Source organism: Gracilimonas sp. (genome assembly GCF_017641085.1).
GTDB lineage: Bacteria > Bacteroidota > Rhodothermia > Balneolales > Balneolaceae > Gracilimonas.
In genome coordinates this window covers 419,530-439,660 of the sequence record NZ_JAEPPI010000003.1, presented here as the reverse complement: position 1 = coordinate 439,660, position 20,131 = coordinate 419,530, and the positions used below count along the sequence as shown (strand labels likewise).

Genomic DNA, 20,131 nt, shown 5'->3' with positions numbered 1-20,131 from the left:
CACTGAAGAACTTTGTCACTTAAATCAAATATGATATACACGAGTCCACATAGCAATATTTCCAACATCATCGGCACTTCTGCTGAGGATATCGATACGCGCAAGCAAGGCAGCGATCGGTACCTGTTGATGTCGGTTGTGATCCTGATGACGTTCGGGATGCTGGCGGTGTATTCGTCTATCGCATTTTTTGCGGAAACCAAATCTACCACGGCCGGAACATTGATTGTTGGCCACCTGGTGAAGCTTGGGATCGCATTCTTTGTAATGCTGATTGCCTCAAAGATGAATTATCACACCATTGCCAAATTCAGCCGGGTCGGTATGGTTATAAGTTTACTTCTTTTACTGGCTGTGCTTGCATTTGGAACCGAACAGTTTGGCGCCAAGCGCTGGCTAAATGTAGGCGGATTTTCTTTCCAGCCATCGATGGTTGCCACCGTGGCCCTGATGATTCACGTTTGTGTGCTGCTAAGTGAGAAGCAGGAATACATCAAGGATTTCAAAAAGACCTTCCTCCCCATCATGTTTTGGGTGATTCTGACCTGCGGGCTTATTGGTATCGAAGATTTCAGTAGTGCAGCCATCCTGATGGGAATTTGCCTGGTCATTATGTTTGTAGGCAGAGTAAGCGTAATTCAACTGGGCTCCCTGGTTGCCATTGGGATTTTGGGTGGAGCCTTACTGCTTGGCCAATCCACAAACCGACAGGATAGAATTGAACAGTACCTGAACCAGATTAAAGAGATTCCAAGCGAGCACATCATACAAGGTAGCGGATACCAGGCACAACAGGCTCATATCGCCATTGCCAAAGGTGAACTTATGGGCGTTGGTATTGGGAAAAGCTCACAACGCGACTTCCTCCCTGCCCCATACAACGATTTTATTTTTGCGATTATCGCCGAGGAATATGGACTGATCGGTGCGATGTCACTCATTTTCATTTTCACACTGATTTTATTCCGGGGCATCGTATTTATCGCCCGGAATGCGGAAGACCATCTGGGATCATTATTGGCTGTGGCCTGTACGCTGACTATCGTTTTTTATGGATTCGTAAACGCCGGGGTAGCAAGTGGCATCCTTCCGGTAACGGGACTTCCCATGCCTTTTGTAAGCTATGGCGGAACCAGCATGCTTTTTGCCGGCCTGATGGTAGGAATCCTCCTCAATATCTCGAAACATAACCGGGACCGGAGGACCTTATTCTATGGATAAGAATCCCCGCATTTTATTGGCAGCCGGCGGAACAGGCGGACATGTATATCCGGCTATTGCTATTGCAGATGCCCTGAAGAAAGAGCAAGCTGAAACGGAAATCCTGTTTGTGGGAACCAGGGACCATATGGAATGGCAGGCTGTTCCCAAAGCAGGGTACGATATCAGAAATGTATGGATCAGTGGTTTCCACCGCCGGTTCACCCTGAAAAATTTACTATTCCCGGTGAAGCTGATGACCAGCCTGGTGCAAAGCATGAGAATTTTATCGGGCTATAAACCACATGTTGTGGTTTCCTGTGGAGGATATGTAGCCGGTCCGGTTGGATGGGTAGCCGGCAAAAAAGGTATTTCGATTGTGATTCAGGAGCAGAACAGCTTTCCCGGAGTCACTAACCGGCTGCTGGCCAAATTCGCAACTAAGATATTTACGGCCTTTAAAGAGGCGGATCGATATCTCCCCGAGGATAAAACGGAGATTACTGGAAACCCAACCCGTGCCACTTTAACCGGAGCTGACAGATCAAAAGCATTACAGTCTTTTGGGTTTGATGAGAGCAAGCCGGTGTTATTGGTTATGGGTGGAAGTGGTGGAGCTAGAACCATTAACGAGGCGATGAAAGCCAATATCGAGCACCTTCATGACAAAGCCGGATTACAGGTTATCTGGCAATGCGGAGCCCGGTATTATGACGAGCTCTCTACCGAAATCAACGAAAAGAAATTAGAAAACCTGCGGCTCACGGCCTTCCTCGATAATATGGCGGAAGCGTACGCAGCTGCAGATTTGGTAATAAGCCGTGCGGGTGCAAGTTCCTGCTCGGAGTTAATGCTAACGGGAAAACCAAGTGTATTGGTCCCCTCTCCTAATGTTGCAGGAGATCACCAGACACAAAACGCTAAAGCAATGGTGGATGCAGGTGCATCTAAACTGTTGGAGGATACTGCTATGAAAGAGACCATGACAGAACTGGTGGAGCAATTAATCTTTGATCAGGAAAACCTGAAACGCATGAATCAGGCTGCATTGAATTTAGCAAAACCCGATGCCGCCAAGCTGATTGCCAAGGAAATATTAGAAATCGCAAAATCGAAGTTATAAGAACGCAGTAGTGGAAAAACGCATCGAAACACAACCCGTATTTGGCCGCACAAAACATATCCACATGGTGGGTATAGGTGGCATTGGTATGAGCGGGATGGCCGAAATATTGTTGCAGCGCGGATATAAAGTAACCGGCTCGGACGGTGCGGTAACCGAGACCACCAAGCGCCTGCAGGAACTCGGCGCTACGGTTCACAAAGGTCATAAGGCTGAATATATTGAAGGGGCTGACGTGGTTGTTTACACCAGTGCCGTTAAAGCCGATGAGAATGTAGAAACCAAAGCGGCTATTGAAGAGCGTATCCCGACCATCAAACGAGCAGAAATGCTGGCCGAGCTAATGAAAATGAAGTTCGGTATTGGCGTAGCCGGCACCCATGGCAAAACTACAACCACCACTATGGTGGGCCATGTAACCCAGGATGGAAATTACGACCCGACCATTATTGTAGGCGGCAAAGTACACAGTTTCGACAAAACCAACGCTGTGGTAGGTAAAGGAGATTTGATTGTCGTGGAGGCTGATGAGTTTGACCGCACCTTCCTACGCCTCTCTCCTTCTCTGGCCATTATCACGAATATTGAAGCCGAACACCTTGACATCTACGATGATCTTGAAGATGTGAAACAGGCGTTCATCGATTACGCCAACAAGGTGCCCTTTTACGGAGCGGTTATCGTCTGTTTGGATGATCCTAACGTCCGAAGCATTTTGCCGGAATTAGAGAAGCGGGTGATCACCTATGGGCTAACACCCCAAGCTCAGCTTCGTGCCACCGATATTCGTTCTGATGCTTTTACCAGTACGTTTTCTGTGATCTGGGAAGATGATAAACTTGGAGTGGTCACACTGAAAGCTCCCGGCGAGCATAATGTGAAAAATGCCCTTGCTGCTATCGCAACAGGTTTAGAGCTCGATATTGATTTTAAGCTGATTAAGAAAGGATTGGAGCGATATGAAGGTGTATTCCGTCGCTTCCAACTGAAGTATGATAACGGCTGTATGGTGATTGATGATTATGCTCATCACCCGACCGAAGTTCATGCGACCTTACAGGCGGCAAACAAAGGCTGGCCCGATCGCCGGGTAGTTGCTGTTTTTCAGCCGCACTTGTACTCACGTACCCAGGATTTATACAAGGAATTTGGACTCTCGTTTTTTGATGCGGAGATGCTGATTGTGACCGATGTGTATCCCTCCCGCGAACAGCCTATTGAAGGTGTAACCGGGAAATTGATTGCGGATACCGCTGAACAGTATGGCCACAAGAATGTAATGTACGTCGAGAATAAAGAGGACGTCACCAAAACTCTGAAAGAAATTGCAGAACCCGGCGACATCATCATCACGATGGGTGCCGGAGATATTTATCGCTTTGGCGAAGAGTTCGTGGAAGCATTGAAATCAGGGAAATTCAAACCAAAAGCCAAGTAGTTGAGCAACCAAGGATCAAATAAAAGCCTGCTCCCCTGGATTACCACCGTATTGATGGTAACGGGAATTGCTGTGCTTGCTGCGCTCTACTGGAACAGGAATGTGACCGTGCAGGATGTGCAGGTAAACAGCTTGTACTACACCGGCTATGAGCAGGTGAAGCAAGCTGCGGATATTCCAATGGGCATTAAGCCGGACAGTTTGAACCTGGATGTAGTTGTTCAGCGGGTAGAAAAATTGGATTACGTACGATCGGTGAAACCCTATATCGAACCAAGCGGTGATTTGCGGCTCACTGTAGCAGAACGACAGCCCATTGCCCTATTGGTGAATGGATCCGACCGAATGTATGTGGATGCCGAGGGCGTACGTTTACCCATACTGGATGGAAAAACGCAGGATGTTCCGCTTTTGTATGGATACAGCACAACATCTGGTGATACAATCAAGACAGAAGACTTTGCACAGGTACGAGATTTTTTGATGCGAGCCAAAATAGATGGCTTTGGATGGACTACCATCAGCGAAGTGGTATATGATGAAACCGACGGCGTGGTAGCTTTAAGTCATGAAAATGGAGTGAAGCTGCTGTTTGGCCGAAATGACTTTCAAACCAAACTGGAGAACTGGAAAGCCTTTTATACGGATGTAATTAAGGTGAAAGGCATTCAATCGATGCGACAAGTTGATCTCCGGTTTACAAATCAGGTGGTGACCCGTGAAATTTGATTTCAATCACATATCGTTCGCCGATGTTCAGGGATATTCTATGCTGAAAGAAGAATCGTCTAATCGTTCCGACGCAGAGCATACGGAACGAGGTGGAAGAACGGAACAAGCAGAGCGGGCGGAACGGATAAAGCAGGCAGGGAGTCTTTTGAATACTCTGCTAACGGAACCGGACAAAGGATTACGGAAGAAAGATTCTGTCTCAGACTTTTACTCTGACTTGGCTTCGCCATCAACCCAGAAAAGAAAATTAGCAATCAACAAAAACACAGCGGATCGTCATGGAAGAACATGAAAACATCATGGTAGGTCTCGATATCGGGACCACCAAAATTTGCGCAATCGTAGCTTCAATCGATGAACAAGAACGGATTCACATCCTCGGGGTGGGCAAAGCTCAAAGTGATGGCCTGAACCGTGGCGTGGTGGTGAACATCGATAAAACCGTAAATGCCATCAAAGATGCCATTGCCCAGGCAGAACTGGCTTCCGGTATACAGGTAAACTCGGTGAATGTGGGTATTGCCGGCGATCATATCCGCAGTATGCGCAGCAAAGGCGTAATCACCATCAACAACAAAGACAACGAAATTACAGCTAAAGATGTAGAGCGCCTTCTTGAAGACTGCCAGCGCATCATGCTTCCGACTGACCAGCAGATTCTGCACGTAATTCCACAGGAGTTTGTAGTGGACGGGCAGGATGGAATCAGTGATCCGGTAGGAATGAGCGGTATGCGTATGGAAGCCGAAGTTCACATCATAACCGGACTGGTATCTGCGGCCAAAAACATTTATCGCTGTGTGGAACGCGCCGGATACCAGGTTGCCGACATCATTTTAGAACCCCTGGCTTCCTCCTACTCCGTGTTGGACGAAGAGGAAAAAGAAGCCGGTGTGGTGCTGGTGGATATCGGAGGAGGAACTACCGACGTGGCCATCTTCCAGGATAACACGATCCGCCATACGGCCGTAATTGCCATCGCCGGACAAAAAGTAACCGACGACATTCGTCTCGGGCTCAGCGTGCTTGACGATCAGGCCGAAACCCTGAAACGCAAGCACGGCGAAAGTTATGCTGATCTGATCGAAGAGGATGAAGTCATAACGGTACCCGGCATTGCGGGACGTCCTCCAAAGGAAATCACAAAGAGTATTCTCGCCAAGATTGTTCAGGCTCGGATGGAAGAGATCCTGGAAATCGTGGGAATTGAAATTAAGCGCAGCGGATATGCTGACTCGATGAGTGCCGGCGTCGTTATTACCGGCGGCGGATCGCTTGTGAAGAATGTATGTCCCCTTGCAAACGAAATATTAGGACTGGATGCCAAAGTGGGAATCCCATTAGGTATCACAGGTGGACTGAAGGAAGAAGTAAACAGCCCGATTTACGCCACCGGTGTAGGATTGGTGATGCACGCTCTTCGTTCAGGTACTGCGAACAATCAAACGATGATGCCATCATCATCGAAAGGAACCAACGTGGAACAAGTGATGCAGAAAATCACCGACCGCATGAAAAGTTGGTTCAAAGAGCTTTAGAAGTAAAATCAGCAATCAAAGCGCTATGGAAACAGAAGTAAATAAAGATTGTCATTGCGAGGAGCCAACTCTGTATAAAGTTAGGCTTGAAAGCCTTGCGACGACGCAATCTCCCTTTAAAAAATCCCCAAGTGGGTCAAGGAGATTGCTTCGGCATTCGCAAAGCTCATTTCTCGCAATGACGACTCGTTTCCTGCAGCAATCATCTACAATAATAACAATCCAGTAAAATACAACAACTCAAATAGGAGTTAACAATGGCTAACAATTCACGTTTCTTTTTTGACGAACAGAGCCAGGAAAACGCCAAGATCAAAGTGATCGGCGTTGGCGGCGGTGGCGGTAACGCCATAAACAATATGATAAACATGGGCCTTGAAAGTGTGGAGTATATCGCTCTGAACACCGACGCACAGGCCCTGAAGAACAGCATGGCAGATATCAAGGTTCAGGTAGGCTCGGCACTTACCAATGGGCTTGGAGCCGGAGCACGTCCCGAAATCGGACGTGAAGCGGTAGAAGAAAACCGCCATGAAATCGAAGAATCTATCGAAAATGCCGACATGGTATTTGTAACGGCCGGAATGGGCGGTGGAACCGGAACCGGGGGAGCTCCCGTGGTTGCCGGAATCGCCAAGCGCCGTGGCATACTTACCGTGGGTATTGTAACCACCCCTTTTGAATGTGAGGGTAAAGTTCGGAAAAAATATGCCTTGGAAGGCATCACCGAACTGAAGAAAAATTGCGATACGGTAATAGTGATTCCGAATGAGCGACTACTCGATATCGCCGACGAAAACACATCTCTTATGGATGCATTCGCAATGGCAAATGAGGTTCTCTACAACGCAACGCGGGGTATCAGTGATCTTATCCTGATGCCGGGTCTGATTAACCTTGACTTTGCCGACGTTCGCACAACCATGAGCGACGGTGGAGCTGCCATTATGGGATCAGCAACAGCTGAAGGTGCCGACCGTGCCGAGAAAGCCGCTCGTGCTGCTATTAACTCTCCGCTGTTGGACGGAGTAAGCATTCGCGGAGCCCGCAACGTGTTGGTGAATATTTCCGCCGGTTCCAACCTTGGAATGCGCGAAACCACCACGGCTACCAACATCATCCATGATGAAGCCGGTGAAAATGCCGAAATCATCCTGGGTACGGTACTGGATGAGAACTTTGGCGAAGACATCCGTGTGACCGTTATTGCCACCGGTTTTGATCTAGCCGAAGACCGAACCACTGCTAAAGTAGCCGGCAATGATAAAGGCTCGCTGAACAAAGCAGCTGAAAATGCACAGGCTAACATGCAAACCAGCAGCAAGAAACCCGATGTGCCTAACCGCTTTCAGCGTGGTACCGGTGATTATTACAAGGGTGAAAACAACCTTAAAAAATTAGACACTCCGTCTTACCTGCGCCGCGATTTAAACGTGCGCAAGCAAGAAGACAGCATTGAGGTCCCTGAAGAAGAGGAGCAAAAAAGTGAGGCGCAGGATAACATCGCGCCATTCCAGAGCCGCACGGAACGCATCCGCAAGGATGACACCGACCAGCCGGCTTTCCTCCGCAAAATCATGGACTAAGGAGTTGCCATTGAACCGGTTCGCCCCCGATGCCATGGGAATGGTATCTCCGTGAACCACTGAATTTTACTGGAATATAGCTTCATTCAAGCTATAGATTGCTAACAACAGAAGAAGCCTCTTGATCGGGGCTTCTTTTTTTAATCGCATTTTTTTGGATTACACAGACTGCAACTGCATGTCTCACTCTGAAACACTATAATGGCATCCAGTTACCAACAAAATGATTCAATAATGAAACAACTACCTATCAGTTTATCGGGCTTATTTGTATTTATATTAATCGCTTTTTTGAGCAGCTGCTCACAGATCAATCCCCAGCAAGAAAAAGCAGCTTTGACTGAGCTATTGGATGAGTTCCTGACAAATGTAGATGATCCCGACATGCACGACCGGCTTTGGGCCGAAGACCTGATATATACAGGATCGGCAGGCACCCGCCACGGGAAAGATGTGATTATGGATGGGATGATGGATTCCGAATCGGATACCGCAGAATCAGCAGGCCCTGCTTATTCTTTTGATAACCTCCAGGTGAAAATTTTCGATAATACGGCAGCTCTCACTTTCCGGTTAATAGCCGAAACCCCTTCCGAATCGGGTGTGGACACAAGCTACTACCTCAACAGCGGATTCTTTGAGAAGCGCAACGGTCAATGGAAAGCAGTTGTCTGGCAGGCTACCCGGATGGCGGAGTCTTCGGAGAATTAGTGGAGAAGTGTGATCACATCTTTCACTTTTCTACTCCAATTCCCCCAATTCATCTGACTTTTATATCGGGCATAAGCTTGCTCAGATAAGTTACTGTATCTCTGCTCATCCTTTCGGACAGCCATAATCCAATCAGCCACTTCATCCGGGGTGTGTGAAGACCTGCAAATTAGCCCGGTTTCATGATCCGAAACGGCTTCGGGAACGCCTCCGGTTTCAGAACCAATTGCCGGTAATGCGTACGAGGCGGCTTCTATAAACGACATCCCCACACACTCGGCTTGGGTGGGCATGATAAAAAATGTGGCTTCTTTATAGAGCTGATCCAAACGTGTTCTACCCTCTTCTGTCTCCTTATCCACGAACCCGATCATGTTTATCCCCTCAGGTTTGTTGGGGATATCAGGTTCACAGCCTACAATGTTCAATTCGGCGTTCATTCCTTTTTCTAACAGTGAGCGCAACACTTTCACTACAAAAGAACCTCCTTTTTCTTCCCAGCGAATACCTACAAAGAGCAACTTTACTTTTGATGATTGCCGGCGGTGTTGAAGTAGCTGCTCCACTTCATCTTCTGAAATTTCAGTATCCAGATTAGCTCCGTAGGGTATCACTTCTATTTTGGATGATGGAACCCCAAAGTCTTTCATCGCAGAATCGGCCAGCCATTGGAGGGGAAGTATAAGTTTAGCGGCTTTCTCAAACGCTTTTTTTTCGAGATGGATGGCTTCTTTAATGCTTAATGGATGAAGGTTGGAATGACTGCCATACACTTCATTCAACAAAACGGAGGTGGCGTCTGAAGTTAGGTAAAAGGGCACATCCGATTTCACATACGCCATCTCCGGATTCATCAACGAGGCCAATAGCGCATCGGGCTGATGTTCCGTAATTTTTTGATCAATGATGGAAGCCATACGTTTGGCCAGCCCGATATCATACTGGTATTTGTACACCTTACCCGTCAGTAATCGAAGCAATCGGCCTTTTGCCTTCGGGATGATTTTATAGTTGGAATCAACCGGGCCGAATGGAACTACCTCTTCAAAGCTTTTCCCCAGCGCCTTTAACATATAATAATGCGTTCCGGAATATGCTTTCCGGTTTAAAGGATTCTGTTTTGTGATGTAGCCTATTTTCATTTATATCTCTTTATGATTCCGAATATAGCTACAGAATTCCCCAAATCAACCGGCCGGCCATGGCCACGGCAAGTACTGCAAATCCCCATTGCAGGTATGTACGGTTTATTTTGTGATTCAGGAAAGCGCCACCAAATCCACCGGCTAATCCTCCCAGAGAAAGAGGTAATGCCGCCCCGAAATCCACATAACCCACAGAGAATTCCGTTATCCCTGAAATGGCTCCGGGCTCAAAAGCCAGCTGCAACCAACCGGAGGTCACCATAATAATCATCGCTAAATGAGAAACGCTTACTGCTTTGCGAAAAGGTTGTTTGTAAAACAGGTTCATGATGGGAACCATAATCCCGCCGCCGCCAACACCGGCTAAAGCAGCTACAAATCCGCCTAACCCCCCGGTAATTGATGTTTCTTTAAATCCCATGCGGGTGTACTCCCGGTCGTACTCATTCTCTTTATCGCTGCCACGGCGGAACATCATAAAGGCCACATAAATCAGCATACAGCTGAAAAATATCACGAATTCGGTGCGACTGTAATATGGTGAAGTGATCAGCAGCTTCCCAATGTACACACCCACGGCTCCCAGTGCTCCAAGCTTAATTCCCTCCAGCCAAAAAACATGTTTCTGAACATATTGCCGAATAGTGCTTCCGGAAGCAGCCACAAACGTGCAGAACAAGCCGGATGCCACCGTCCAAAGTACCGGATTTTCCACCCCTTCGGCTTCAAATAAAAAGAAAAGCACCGGGGTGAAAATGATTCCCCCTCCAATACCTAAAAGTCCGGCCAGCACTCCCGCAGCCAGTCCCAATGCCAATAGAATCAAAATCTCAACCAAGGAAAATCTCCCCTTTCAGATAGGTTACCGCCTGTCCTAAAATATCAACCCGGTCCCCTTTGAGCCGACAAGTCAGGTCACCCCCTCTTTCTGAAATCTGTCGGGCTTTCATCACCGTTTTTCCCAGTTCACGACTCCAGTACGGTGTTGTTTTGGTATGAGCCGAACCGGTTACGGGGTCTTCATCAATGCCAGACTGGGGGGCAAAAAACCGGGAGACGAAATCTGCATCATCTCCGGGAGCCGTCACGATAATCCCCCGGGCATCAACTTCGTTAAGCATGCGAAAATCGGGCTGAAGATTGGTCACTTCTTCTTCAGAATCCAGCACAATCATGTAGTCATCCGACTTATAAACGTTTGAAGTCCGCTCAATACCCAGCGCCTGAAACAGGATAGCCGGGCCTTCGGCTTGTTCCGGTTCCACGGCAGGAAAGTTCATCGACAGGTGGCCGTTCTCTTTCTTTACAGTCAGCAGTCCACTGCGCGTTTTGAATATGATTTCGTCTTTATCATATCCCAGCTCCTCAAATAGTATATGAGCCGTCGCCAGTGTGGCATGTCCGCATAAATCAACCTCAACAGCCGGAGTGAACCACCTCAGGCGATATCCATCACCCTCTTCAACAAAAAAGGCGGTTTCTGAAAGGTTATTTTCCGCGGCAATCTGCTGCATTAGATCGTCTGAGAGCCACTCCGTTAGCGGGACAATCGCTGCCGGATTTCCATTAAAAAGTTTGTTCGTAAAGGCATCAACCTGATATAGCGGTAACTTCATAGTCTTAGTCTTTAGTTTCCATTAATGTAGGGGCAATCATGGAGTAAGTAAACCATTGGTTTCGCAGATCGAACTCACGAAATTATAAATTAAATGTCTTTCTGATTCGTCTTTACAGATGCTCCTTTATTATCTTTGAACGTTTTCCTGAGGACCCCAAAATACTATTCAATTAAATAGACCTATGAGAATCTTAATCGCTATTGTTCTTTCATTTCTAATAACCTGTCCGGCTATTGGGCAGCTAACCGCTGAACTTGACTCCATTGACGTAACGGCCTCACGCATCACAACCACCATATCCGAAAGTGGGAAAAGTGTTGCCGTCATCACACAAACTGATATTCAGAATATGCCGGTGCAGTCGGTAGATGATCTTTTACGCAGCCTTCCAGGTATCAATATTAATGCACGTGCCGGCTTTGGAGTACAAGCCGATGTGGGCGTGAGAGGAAGCACCTTTTCCCAAGTGCTTTTTATGCTTGACAACGTACCCCTTAACGACCCTTTGACCGCTCATTTCAACACCAATATTCCGGTGGCTTTATCTGAAATCGGACAAATTGAGCTGATTCGCGGACCAGCCAGCACCTCTTTCGGTGCCGATGCTGTTGGCGGAGTGGTTCATATTAAGACCAAAGCCTACTTAATGAAAGATTCGGAAGCCCCGGAGAGCCTGCAAACCCGCACAAACGTGGACGTGGCAGCCGGTGAACACAACCTGCAAATCCTGGATGCAAGCGTTGGCGTAGCCAGGAAAAACTGGAGGTTCAGTACTTCCTTCCGAACAGCACAATCGGACGGAGAGTCTTTCCGGAATCCCGGCTTTGATGAGGGTGTATCCTCTGCCGAAACTTTTAATTCCTATTTCGACATCACCAATCTTTCGTCGGCTATGTCGGTGAAGCTGAATGATAACTGGACCTGGTACACCCGTGGAGGTGTGGAGAATCGGGATTTCAATGCTCGTTATTTTTATACCCGCAGTATTTACGATGAATCGGAAGAGCAAATTGAAAGCCGATGGGCCCTTACCGAACTGACTTATGAAAATGGTGTTCATCGGTCCGAGTTTACAGCTTCCTATCGCGATGTTGAGGATGTATTCGACTTTAATTCCGCATTGTCTCCAGCCAACGTACATCAGACCGGGGCTTTTTATGTAAACGGTTCACACCAATACGAATTAAATACCAATCAACTGAATACTCTTTCTTCTTCTCTGAGATACATGCGGTTTATGGCCGGTGCTCAAGTGCTGAATAAAGAAATCGAGAGTACCGACAGAGGTAACCACGGAAATACATCTTGGGGAGTGTATGGCATCCACACCATGAACTTTGATTTCGGCCTCAGCATGACCTCCAGCCTGCGGTTACAGTTCAACCCTATCAGTGATTTGAGCTTTCTTCCTCAGGTTAGTGCTTCATTTGATCTGGGCTCTATTGTACTGCGTTCGTCTGTAGGACGGGCCATCCGGGAAGGTGATTTCACCGAGCGATATATTTCTCACCAAATTCCAAACCTGACTCCCGGAAGAAATGTCGGAAACCCGGATTTACTCCCTGAAGAATCCACTTCTTTTGATATTGGCTTTGACTGGACTCCGATTGCCCAGCTCCGGTTTTCTCCCACTTTCTTTTACCGCAGTTCCTCTAACCTGATTGATTACAGCCTGACTAACTCAAATCAGATAGATAATGCCGATAACCTGATGGCAGATGCCGAATACTTTTATGCATCCAATATCTCTGAAAGTGATGTAACCGGAGTAGAACTGCTTTCAGCATTCACTCAAAAGTTTGCATCCAATAGCACCCTTCGCTCGCAGGTTAGCTATACCTACATCAATACCACCAGTGATCAAAATACGGTATCAAGATATATTGCCAATCACCCCGAGCACCAGGCAAGCCTGGACCTGAGCCTTCAGGCAGGACCTTTATCCATTAACTCCCAGTCTTCCTTTAATGTCCGCTCTGAGGAGTCAGCAGAACTGATTAATGCAGAAGTACCGGATAAATATTTTATCACGAATCTGAATGTGGGATATACCCTTTTCGGAGATCGCTTTAAAGTATATATGGAAGTTCTGAACCTGACCGATACTCAATATCAGGAAATCCTGGGAGCCCCCATGCCTGGCCGCTGGGTACTCGGTGGTATAAAGTACTCTATGTAAATTCAACTTAATCAGTGTAACGCCTACCCAATCTCTCTTCCCAAGGCTTTACTCGTCCCCAAACTCCAGCTTGGGGACGAAAATGGGAAGCTCCGGCTTCCACATTCGCTATCCCTCAATTTTCCTTCGTAATCTATAGACGAGCTATATTTGAGAATAACATGCAAATATATTAGGGCTAAAAGATTAATATTATTTAATCTGTTTAACTAATTATATAAATTATTTATTATCTGCCAATTAATAACAATGTCATAGCTATATATGAAATACATACTCATCTTTATACTTGTACTTTTTACTTCTTGCAAAACAGAAAACTCAGAAACCACTTCTATAGATCCACCTACTTATAAGCAGGAATTAGTAGAAAAAGGTCAGAAGATGGCAAACGAGCTAAAGTACATGTTGGATGAACGTGGAGTAGATACGGGGAATATTCCATCAATTAGCGTCAGGAATGAACCTTACCTTATCTTTTATAATCCCACAAATAATGAAGTCGTTGTTCCTTGGTTTGAAGATCTGCCAGTTGAAATGAAAACCGTTATGCTTGATTTTGCAAATGCTGCAGATATGGAGGGAAGAGAATTTTTTCAAACCTTCTTTAACACTTTTTTCTACTACCATGAGTTTGCACATTGGGGCCAATATCAGATGGATGGAGAAATCAACTCCGATAGGTATTTTAGTGAAAATGAAGCCAATGAAATTACTGTGGCGTATCTTCAAAGTTCTGAGGAAGGGCAAAATTTTCTTGATACAATAGAACCAAAAGTAAATGCACTGGTTAATTTCCTTGAAAACCCGGCACCGGATGGAGTTTCAGAGGAAGAATATTTCAATGAAAATTACGCTCAGTTAGGGATGAATGCTTATCACTACGGATATTATCAATTTAAATTCGTAAAGAATGCTTTAGATCAAAGAAATTCTATAACGTTAGATGAAATTGTGGAACGCCGATCCAAAAATTAATTATTGAACAACAATTCCCTCGTCCCCAAGCCCCTGCTTGGGGACGAAAATTGGAAGCTCCGGCTTCCAACTCCATGTCTTATCTCTCTCATTAGTAACAGAGACCTATCCCACCTCTTATTCTCTTCCTCAATTCAACGTCGATATACAACCATATTCCCCTTATCTTTGTTAGGCTAATTAAAGGCAACTAAACTCCTGAATGAAACTTTACCCTGACTCCCTTTTAGAAAAGCTCGGTTTCGACCAAATCCGGCAGGCAACCCTCGAATTAACCCAATCGGTGCGTTCGGAGGAGCTGATGGAGGCTCTTTCTCCCACATCCAACCCCCGGCGGGTGGAACTGCTGACCGAACAAACTAAAGAGATGTTGGAAGTGATTGCCTCAGCCGACCCCTTCCCTTTAGGGGAATTTCCCGAAGTCCGGGATTACCTCGGTGCCGCAAAGGCTGAAGGAAGTATTATCCCCCTCCCTGCTTTTGTGGATATTCTGAAAATATCGTCCATGTCGCGACAGGTAAAAAGCTTTTTTAAAGCTCGTTCCGAACAACTACCCCGAATGGCCAAACTTTCCGAAGGCCTTATCCCAATGAAGGAGCTCGAAAAAAGTATAAAGGAAAAAGTTACAGAACACGGTGAACTGCGTGATAATGCCAGCCCGGAATTACGAGCCATTCGAAAGAAATTAAACAAGCGGAAGTCAGATTTACGGACCACCATCAACCGATCGATGAAAGATGCCAGCAAGGATGGCATGGCATCGGATGAAGGACCAACAATCCGTAATGGACGTATGGTAATTCCAATTCAGGCTGAATTTAAGCGAAAGATCCAGGGCTTTGTGCATGATGTTTCGGCCAGCGGTCAAACGGTTTACATTGAACCGGTAGAAGCACTGAACCTGAATAATGAAATCCGGCAGTTTGAGGCTGAAGAACAGCGTGAAATTGAGCGCATCCTGAAAGAGCTGACCCGTCACGTGAATAATAACTCGGATTACATTAATCAGAACCTCTCTTTCCTGGCCGAAATTGATGTGGTTTTTGCCAAAGCTAAACTCACTCAAAAGCTGGACGGGCAAATTCCCATCATCGCCAAAAATCAGTATTTGAGCGTTAAGGAAGCTTACAATCCTATTCTTCGGCTCAAGAATCTGAGTGCAAAAAAGAAAGAAGACAAGGAAACCATCATCCCGCTTTTTCTGCGCCTTGAGGAAGACGAGCAGTGCCTGATGATTACCGGTCCTAATGCCGGGGGTAAATCCGTAGCCATGAAAACCGTGGGCCTGCTGGCGCTGATGATTCAATCCGGTTATGGAGTGCCTGCCGATCCCACATCCGAAATCCCCATTTTCTCCGGACTTTTTGTGGATCTGGGAGATGATCAATCCATAGAGAATGATCTGAGTACCTTCTCATCCCGCTTAAAATGGATGCGGGAAACTTTAGAAGAATTTGAACCCGGAAGCCTGGTGCTTATTGATGAAGCGGCTGCAGGAACTGACCCCGAAGAAGGCGGAGCCTTGTTTCAGTCGTTTATTGAGAAGCTGCTGGATCGAAATGGCAAGATCATTGTAACGACGCATCACGGCTCGCTGAAGGTATTTGCCCACGAGCATCCCAAAGCCGTGAATGGCTCCATGGAGTTTGATCAGGCTACCCTTTCCCCCACCTATAAATTCAAGAAAGGAATTCCCGGCAGCAGTTATGCTTTTGAAATAGCCGAACGGATGAACCTGGATAAGAAAGTGCTGGAGCGATCGCGCGTGCTGCTGGGAGAAGCCAAAGACAAGATGGAATCTTTGATCACCGAGCTGGAAACCAAATCTCAGCAGGCTGCCGACTTGAAAGAGAAGTACTCGAGGTTGCAGGATAAAGCGGAATCAGAGCGCAAAAAGTATGAGAATAAAATTCAGGCTATCGAGAAAGACAAAGAGAAAATCCGGGAGAAGGCCCTGAAAGAAGCCAAGTCGATTATGGATTCTGCCAACCAACGTGTGGAGCAGGCAGTTCAGAAGATCGTTGAGCAAAACAAGGCCGATAAGGATGAGATCAAGGAAATCCGCAAAGAAGTAGATCAGGAGAAAGAGGATATAAATCGTTCTCTGGAAGAAATAGAAGACCGGAAAGAGGAGCGCGAACAAGTAACCGACGATCCGCCCCAAAAAGGAGATCATGTTCGGTTCAAAGATGGAAATACGACCGGTGAGTTGGTGGAGATTAATGGTAACAACGCGGTGGTTCAGGCAGGCGGACTCCGACTCAAAACCAAATACAAAAACCTGGTTAAGGTAGAAAAACAGAAAAAGAAGAAATCCAAAGCCCGTTCTTCAATCATGGTGGGCGATAATAGCCTGACTACCGAAATGGTGAAGCCATCTATCGAAGTGCGGGGAATGCGAACAGAGGATGCCTTACACGAAGTGACTCAATATATCGACCGCGCCGTGTACCGAAATATGAATCAGGTGGAAATCATCCATGGAAAAGGTGATGGAATTTTACGCAGCCAAATACAGAGCTACCTCAACACCCGTAGTGATGTCAAGAATGTGGAAACGGCACCTATTGAGCGTGGCGGGTCTGGTTGTACGATCGTGGAGTTGAAGTAGGGCTCCGGTTTGTTACCGCTCTTCTAAATCTCGGCTAATTCTTCCGGTCCGGCTTATATTCAAAAACAGTGTATACATCTCCATTCGCATCCACCTTTCGAACACGGGGAATAATTACATCATCCTCCCAAAACTCCCACCACTTCGAAGTTCCAAACGTTGACTCCAGTACATACACCTCCCCGTTAAAAACATCTACTCCATGGGGTGACCACGGCCCTTCCGATTCCAGAAATACAGATACCTCCCCCGCCGGATTCACCTTCAACACTCTCCTGTTTCCATAATAGGCCAGGTACACATTTCCGGTTTCGTCTACTGTAAAATCGAACAGTATATTTGCTCCGGAGAACGGGATATTTTCGGGATTATCATCCTTTAAACCAGTAGCTAAAACCGAAACAGATCCGTCTTCTTCCATGACCTTGATGCTTTTCCTGTCCAGAATGTACAGCTTGTTACTCAATCCCCAAGCGAGGTCATCAATGCGGTCAATGTCTGATGGTATTTCAATTTCGGTTACCTCTCCACCATCACTCCGCTCGAACAGCCGGTTCTCCCGAGCAAAGTAACCCATTCCATCTTCAGCTACGGCATAAGCCTGAATGAAAAAAACATCTTCATTCGTAGTAGGATTAATGAAGAGTTCATTACCTGAACCATTAACCTTCCATAGCCTTGCCTGAAAACCACCCGCGGCATTATTTCTTTCTGCACCATAAATCACCCGATCCGGGCTTCGCGAAAGGATGATGTCGCTGGGAGAATGAGAAGATTCCAGCACTTGCTTCAGGTTCTGCTGATCATCTATTTGCCAGACACAGGCGTAGTGATCGTCATCTACGAAAGGATAAATAAAGGTGAAGTAAATATTACCCTGTTGATCGATAACCAATCCGCCCCAGGGATGTGCAGTGGCAATTCTTATATTTGACAACATCAGAAAAAGAAGTGGCACTAAATAAAGAAATTTCTTCATGAACCCGTTATTTTTTTTGTTCTCAGAGTTCATTGTAAAACGATTAGTTGTGAGCCAGGTTACATGAGATCAGCTAATAAATCGATACGCAATAATATTTTACACTCATCCTGTCATTCTCAAGCTCTTTTAAATCCTGCCTTTCACAATAAAAGACCGGGCTTTCACCCGGTCTTTTCCTGTAATTTTCTAAAGGATTTATGGAGTTAGTTCGCAGAATACATCATGATTTTACCATTGGTCAATACATACAAATGACTAAAATCAGGAGACACTTGTACCCCCCGACGGTTGCCATTGCCAAGGGTTCCCAGTAACATTTCATTCTGAAGGTCAACCAAATGATAGGCGTCATCTACCGGATACTTTGCATCACCATAATTTGGTTTGGGTTGAATGAGCACCAAACCCTGACTTTCATGTATGTTCATAATGCCACCGCTTGGAGTTGGGATGGAAGCCTTTTCGGAACCGTCTGACAGATCAAAACTTCCAAAACCTTTGCTTCCCGATACCAGTAATGCGTTTCCTTTTTTATCCATATCGTTGAGATCTCCCAATCCAATATCCGAAGTTGAGAGCTTATAAATCGGTTCTCCATTATCTGTGTTTAGCGAAACTATATTCCCGAAGCCTGCGGCAATAACAGTTCCATTTGCTTTTTCCATCTTAAACTGAATGCCATGTTTTCCAAAGCCGGTATATTGCCATACTTCCTCCCCAGTCGAGAGATCAAAAGCGATGATACCTTCTGAGGCGGTAGTTGAAGCAATCAAATGATCTCCTTCCACGACCATATCATTAACCGGGTCGTTGCGGGTAATCTTATCCGTTTTCCAAAGCAGATTACCGGAATCATAATCATAGGCTTCGATCACGACATCAACCCCGCCAAGACTGGTATTCTCATGTGTTACGCGATATAATTTCCCGTCCTCAATCTCCGGAAACGCAAACAAATTCATGACTTGCATTTCGGGGGCTACCATATCCAGAAGTTTGTCATTTCCTGTTGTTGTCTGCCAGTGTTTTTCACCAGTCTCAAAATCATAGACCTCCACATTCAGAAAATTGATCATGATGTTTCCATCCTTTAACCGGATATCCGTCCTACGGTCTGCCCAAACTCCTACCCCATCCAGTTTTTCACGGATATTACCATCGTATGAGTTTTCCCAAATTGTTTGTCCCGTACTTGCATCAATGCGCATCAGTTGTTTATTAAACTGAAGCCCTTTCACTGCAAATGCATCATCATCTCTATTAACGGCAACCAGACTATTACTTGGTTTATCATAAATAATCTCCACCAAGCCCCCATCAAATTTATTATTAGTCCATATTACACTTCCATCTTTTAAACTAATAAGCTTAAGGCCATCCAGTGTTTTAAAAATAAAAGCATCCAGTTCCGGTATTATCCGGGTCAGGTTTCCTACAAACCGTTCCGGTAACATTACTTCAGCTGCAGCACCAGTTGCTAACTGCCCGCCAAAGTTTAATCCTTTAGATAAGGAACGTGCAAATGCCTGATACCTTTCAAGACTCCATTTCAGGTCATCAGCCATCCATTTTACATTCTTATTTTCCAGATCAATGTAGCTTACGGATTCTGAGAAGCTGGCATAATTAAACTCCAGCAATGCATGCCGGTGAGGAATGTAAATGTAAGTAACCTTATCAGTCAGGCGATCAAGGCCGGTGTTTTCATTCAGAAAAGTTGTGTAGAAATCTGCTCTTTTTTCTTCTGCTATTGTTTCACCTTCAACATTTACAGCCTGCACCCCACCCGGTGAGATTACAGTCACGGCCGAACCATCATCAGTCATGTACATTTGGGAAAATGATTTATCTTCTTCAGAATCGAATATTCGTTCTTTTTCCCATTTTTTCGTCATAGTTGTTTCTATGGTGGTTCCACAACCCGTCAACAGGATGGCCAGTGATATGCTCAGAACTGGTAATTTCTTTAACATCGTTATCATTTATATAGTTTTTGTCTTTTAATTATTTCATGCACAATAGCCCTACGTAACTGCTTTATAAAACAGCTCAGATTTGCCTATTAAAATCGCAGGTAATTATAGACTGAATATCGTCATTGATATCAGGAGTCCACCAAATTCTTGTTCAGTAACTGACAGGATTTAAAGAAAAAAGAGAAGGCAAATATTTTGAAATCCGGTAAAGTGAATGGTTCTAAGCCTTTTTAAAGAACCTGTTTGCCAAGCACACACGAAGTGATGGTATTTCCACATTAATGCCTTAATGAACAGGTTTTAGGTAATTACT

General features: G+C 45.8%; 16 protein-coding genes. 11 read left to right on the top strand and 5 right to left on the bottom strand.

Features of this window, described 5'->3' with window-relative positions; genetic code table 11:
• Positions 1-30: 30 nt before the first annotated feature.
• The 8 genes from JJ941_RS12920 (at position 31) to JJ941_RS12885 (ending at position 8,328) form a co-directional block, all read left to right on the top strand.
• Positions 31-1,221, top strand: coding sequence for a putative peptidoglycan glycosyltransferase FtsW (locus JJ941_RS12920; protein ID WP_255135312.1), 1,191 nt, complete (start codon positions 31-33; stop codon positions 1,219-1,221).
• The gene (murG, locus tag JJ941_RS12915) at positions 1,214-2,323 is read left to right on the top strand and encodes an undecaprenyldiphospho-muramoylpentapeptide beta-N-acetylglucosaminyltransferase (protein WP_290965964.1); all 1,110 of its coding nucleotides are present in this window, start codon (positions 1,214-1,216) and stop codon (positions 2,321-2,323) included. Before JJ941_RS12920 ends, murG begins: the two co-directional genes overlap by 8 nt.
• Positions 2,324-2,387: 64 nt before the next feature.
• Positions 2,388-3,761 (top strand): UDP-N-acetylmuramate--L-alanine ligase, encoded by a 1,374-nt coding sequence (gene murC / locus JJ941_RS12910; RefSeq protein ID WP_366069382.1) that lies wholly within the window; start codon positions 2,388-2,390, stop codon positions 3,759-3,761.
• Positions 3,762-4,490 (top strand): cell division protein FtsQ/DivIB, encoded by a 729-nt coding sequence (locus JJ941_RS12905; protein WP_290965959.1) that lies wholly within the window; start codon positions 3,762-3,764, stop codon positions 4,488-4,490. It begins immediately after the preceding gene.
• Positions 4,480-4,785, top strand: coding sequence for a hypothetical protein (locus JJ941_RS12900; RefSeq protein WP_290965956.1), 306 nt, complete (start codon positions 4,480-4,482; stop codon positions 4,783-4,785). The genes JJ941_RS12905 and JJ941_RS12900 overlap by 11 nt, the downstream gene beginning before the upstream one ends.
• Positions 4,772-6,031: a cell division protein FtsA gene (gene ftsA / locus JJ941_RS12895; protein ID WP_255135317.1), complete on the top strand. Its 1,260-nt coding sequence runs from the start codon at positions 4,772-4,774 to the stop codon at positions 6,029-6,031. The genes JJ941_RS12900 and ftsA overlap by 14 nt, the downstream gene beginning before the upstream one ends.
• A 257-nt stretch (positions 6,032-6,288) precedes the next feature.
• On the top strand, positions 6,289-7,617 hold the full coding sequence (gene ftsZ / locus JJ941_RS12890) for a cell division protein FtsZ (protein WP_290965952.1): 1,329 nt from the start codon (positions 6,289-6,291) through the stop codon (positions 7,615-7,617).
• 234 nt (positions 7,618-7,851) lie between these two features.
• Complete coding sequence (locus JJ941_RS12885) at positions 7,852-8,328, top strand: nuclear transport factor 2 family protein (RefSeq protein WP_290965950.1); 477 nt, start codon at positions 7,852-7,854, stop codon at positions 8,326-8,328.
• Here JJ941_RS12885 and JJ941_RS12880 read toward each other — a convergent pair.
• Genes JJ941_RS12880 through JJ941_RS12870 form a run of 3 tightly spaced genes read right to left on the bottom strand, consistent with a single transcriptional unit; the run spans position 8,325 to position 11,089 of the window.
• Positions 8,325-9,470 (bottom strand): glycosyltransferase, encoded by a 1,146-nt coding sequence (locus JJ941_RS12880; RefSeq protein ID WP_290965948.1) that lies wholly within the window; start codon positions 9,468-9,470, stop codon positions 8,325-8,327. The two genes, JJ941_RS12885 and JJ941_RS12880, sit on opposite strands and share 4 nt — an antisense overlap.
• Positions 9,471-9,498: 28 nt before the next feature.
• The gene (locus JJ941_RS12875; RefSeq protein ID WP_290965946.1) at positions 9,499-10,311 is read right to left on the bottom strand and encodes a sulfite exporter TauE/SafE family protein; all 813 of its coding nucleotides are present in this window, start codon (positions 10,309-10,311) and stop codon (positions 9,499-9,501) included.
• Positions 10,304-11,089, bottom strand: a complete 786-nt coding sequence (locus JJ941_RS12870; protein ID WP_290965944.1) for a PhzF family phenazine biosynthesis protein — start codon at positions 11,087-11,089, stop codon at positions 10,304-10,306. The genes JJ941_RS12875 and JJ941_RS12870 overlap by 8 nt, the downstream gene beginning before the upstream one ends.
• 184 nt (positions 11,090-11,273) lie before the next feature.
• On the opposite strand from JJ941_RS12870, the gene JJ941_RS12865 reads away from it, so the two are divergent.
• The 3 genes from JJ941_RS12865 (at position 11,274) to JJ941_RS12855 (ending at position 16,860) form a co-directional block, all read left to right on the top strand.
• Positions 11,274-13,271: a TonB-dependent receptor plug domain-containing protein gene (locus JJ941_RS12865; protein ID WP_290965942.1), complete on the top strand. Its 1,998-nt coding sequence runs from the start codon at positions 11,274-11,276 to the stop codon at positions 13,269-13,271.
• A 264-nt stretch (positions 13,272-13,535) separates the two neighbouring features.
• On the top strand, positions 13,536-14,249 hold the full coding sequence (locus JJ941_RS12860) for a hypothetical protein (protein ID WP_290965940.1): 714 nt from the start codon (positions 13,536-13,538) through the stop codon (positions 14,247-14,249).
• A 202-nt stretch (positions 14,250-14,451) separates the two neighbouring features.
• Positions 14,452-16,860: an endonuclease MutS2 gene (locus tag JJ941_RS12855; RefSeq protein WP_290965938.1), complete on the top strand. Its 2,409-nt coding sequence runs from the start codon at positions 14,452-14,454 to the stop codon at positions 16,858-16,860.
• A 34-nt stretch (positions 16,861-16,894) separates the two neighbouring features.
• Here the strand turns inward: JJ941_RS12855 and JJ941_RS12850 are convergent, their stop codons facing one another.
• Both JJ941_RS12850 and JJ941_RS12845 read right to left on the bottom strand, forming a co-directional pair.
• Positions 16,895-17,839 (bottom strand): hypothetical protein, encoded by a 945-nt coding sequence (locus JJ941_RS12850; RefSeq protein ID WP_290965936.1) that lies wholly within the window; start codon positions 17,837-17,839, stop codon positions 16,895-16,897.
• Between the two features lie 206 nt (positions 17,840-18,045).
• Positions 18,046-19,815 carry a PQQ-binding-like beta-propeller repeat protein gene (locus JJ941_RS12845; RefSeq protein ID WP_290965934.1) on the bottom strand — a complete coding sequence of 590 codons (1,770 nt, stop codon included), beginning with the start codon at positions 19,813-19,815 and terminating at the stop codon, positions 18,046-18,048.
• Positions 19,816-20,131: the final 316 nt, after the last annotated feature.

Bases quoted from the DNA above. Each gene is read 5' to 3' on its own strand.
- JJ941_RS12865 (WP_290965942.1), top strand. From the start codon at position 11,274: ATGAGAATCTTAATCGCTATTGTTCTTTCATTTCTAATAACCTGTCCG.
- murC (WP_366069382.1), top strand. From the start codon at position 2,388: ATGGTGGGTATAGGTGGCATTGGTATGAGCGGGATGGCCGAAATATTG.
- JJ941_RS12870 (WP_290965944.1), bottom strand. From the start codon at position 11,089: ATGAAGTTACCGCTATATCAGGTTGATGCCTTTACGAACAAACTTTTT.
- JJ941_RS12850 (WP_290965936.1), bottom strand. From the start codon at position 17,839: ATGAAGAAATTTCTTTATTTAGTGCCACTTCTTTTTCTGATGTTGTCA.
- JJ941_RS12845 (WP_290965934.1), bottom strand. From the start codon at position 19,815: ATGTTAAAGAAATTACCAGTTCTGAGCATATCACTGGCCATCCTGTTG.
- JJ941_RS12920 (WP_255135312.1), top strand. From the start codon at position 31: ATGATATACACGAGTCCACATAGCAATATTTCCAACATCATCGGCACT.
- JJ941_RS12855 (WP_290965938.1), top strand. From the start codon at position 14,452: ATGAAACTTTACCCTGACTCCCTTTTAGAAAAGCTCGGTTTCGACCAA.
- JJ941_RS12885 (WP_290965950.1), top strand. From the start codon at position 7,852: ATGAAACAACTACCTATCAGTTTATCGGGCTTATTTGTATTTATATTA.
- ftsZ (WP_290965952.1), top strand. From the start codon at position 6,289: ATGGCTAACAATTCACGTTTCTTTTTTGACGAACAGAGCCAGGAAAAC.
- JJ941_RS12880 (WP_290965948.1), bottom strand. From the start codon at position 9,470: ATGAAAATAGGCTACATCACAAAACAGAATCCTTTAAACCGGAAAGCA.
- JJ941_RS12860 (WP_290965940.1), top strand. From the start codon at position 13,536: ATGAAATACATACTCATCTTTATACTTGTACTTTTTACTTCTTGCAAA.
- murG (WP_290965964.1), top strand. From the start codon at position 1,214: ATGGATAAGAATCCCCGCATTTTATTGGCAGCCGGCGGAACAGGCGGA.
- ftsA (WP_255135317.1), top strand. From the start codon at position 4,772: ATGGAAGAACATGAAAACATCATGGTAGGTCTCGATATCGGGACCACC.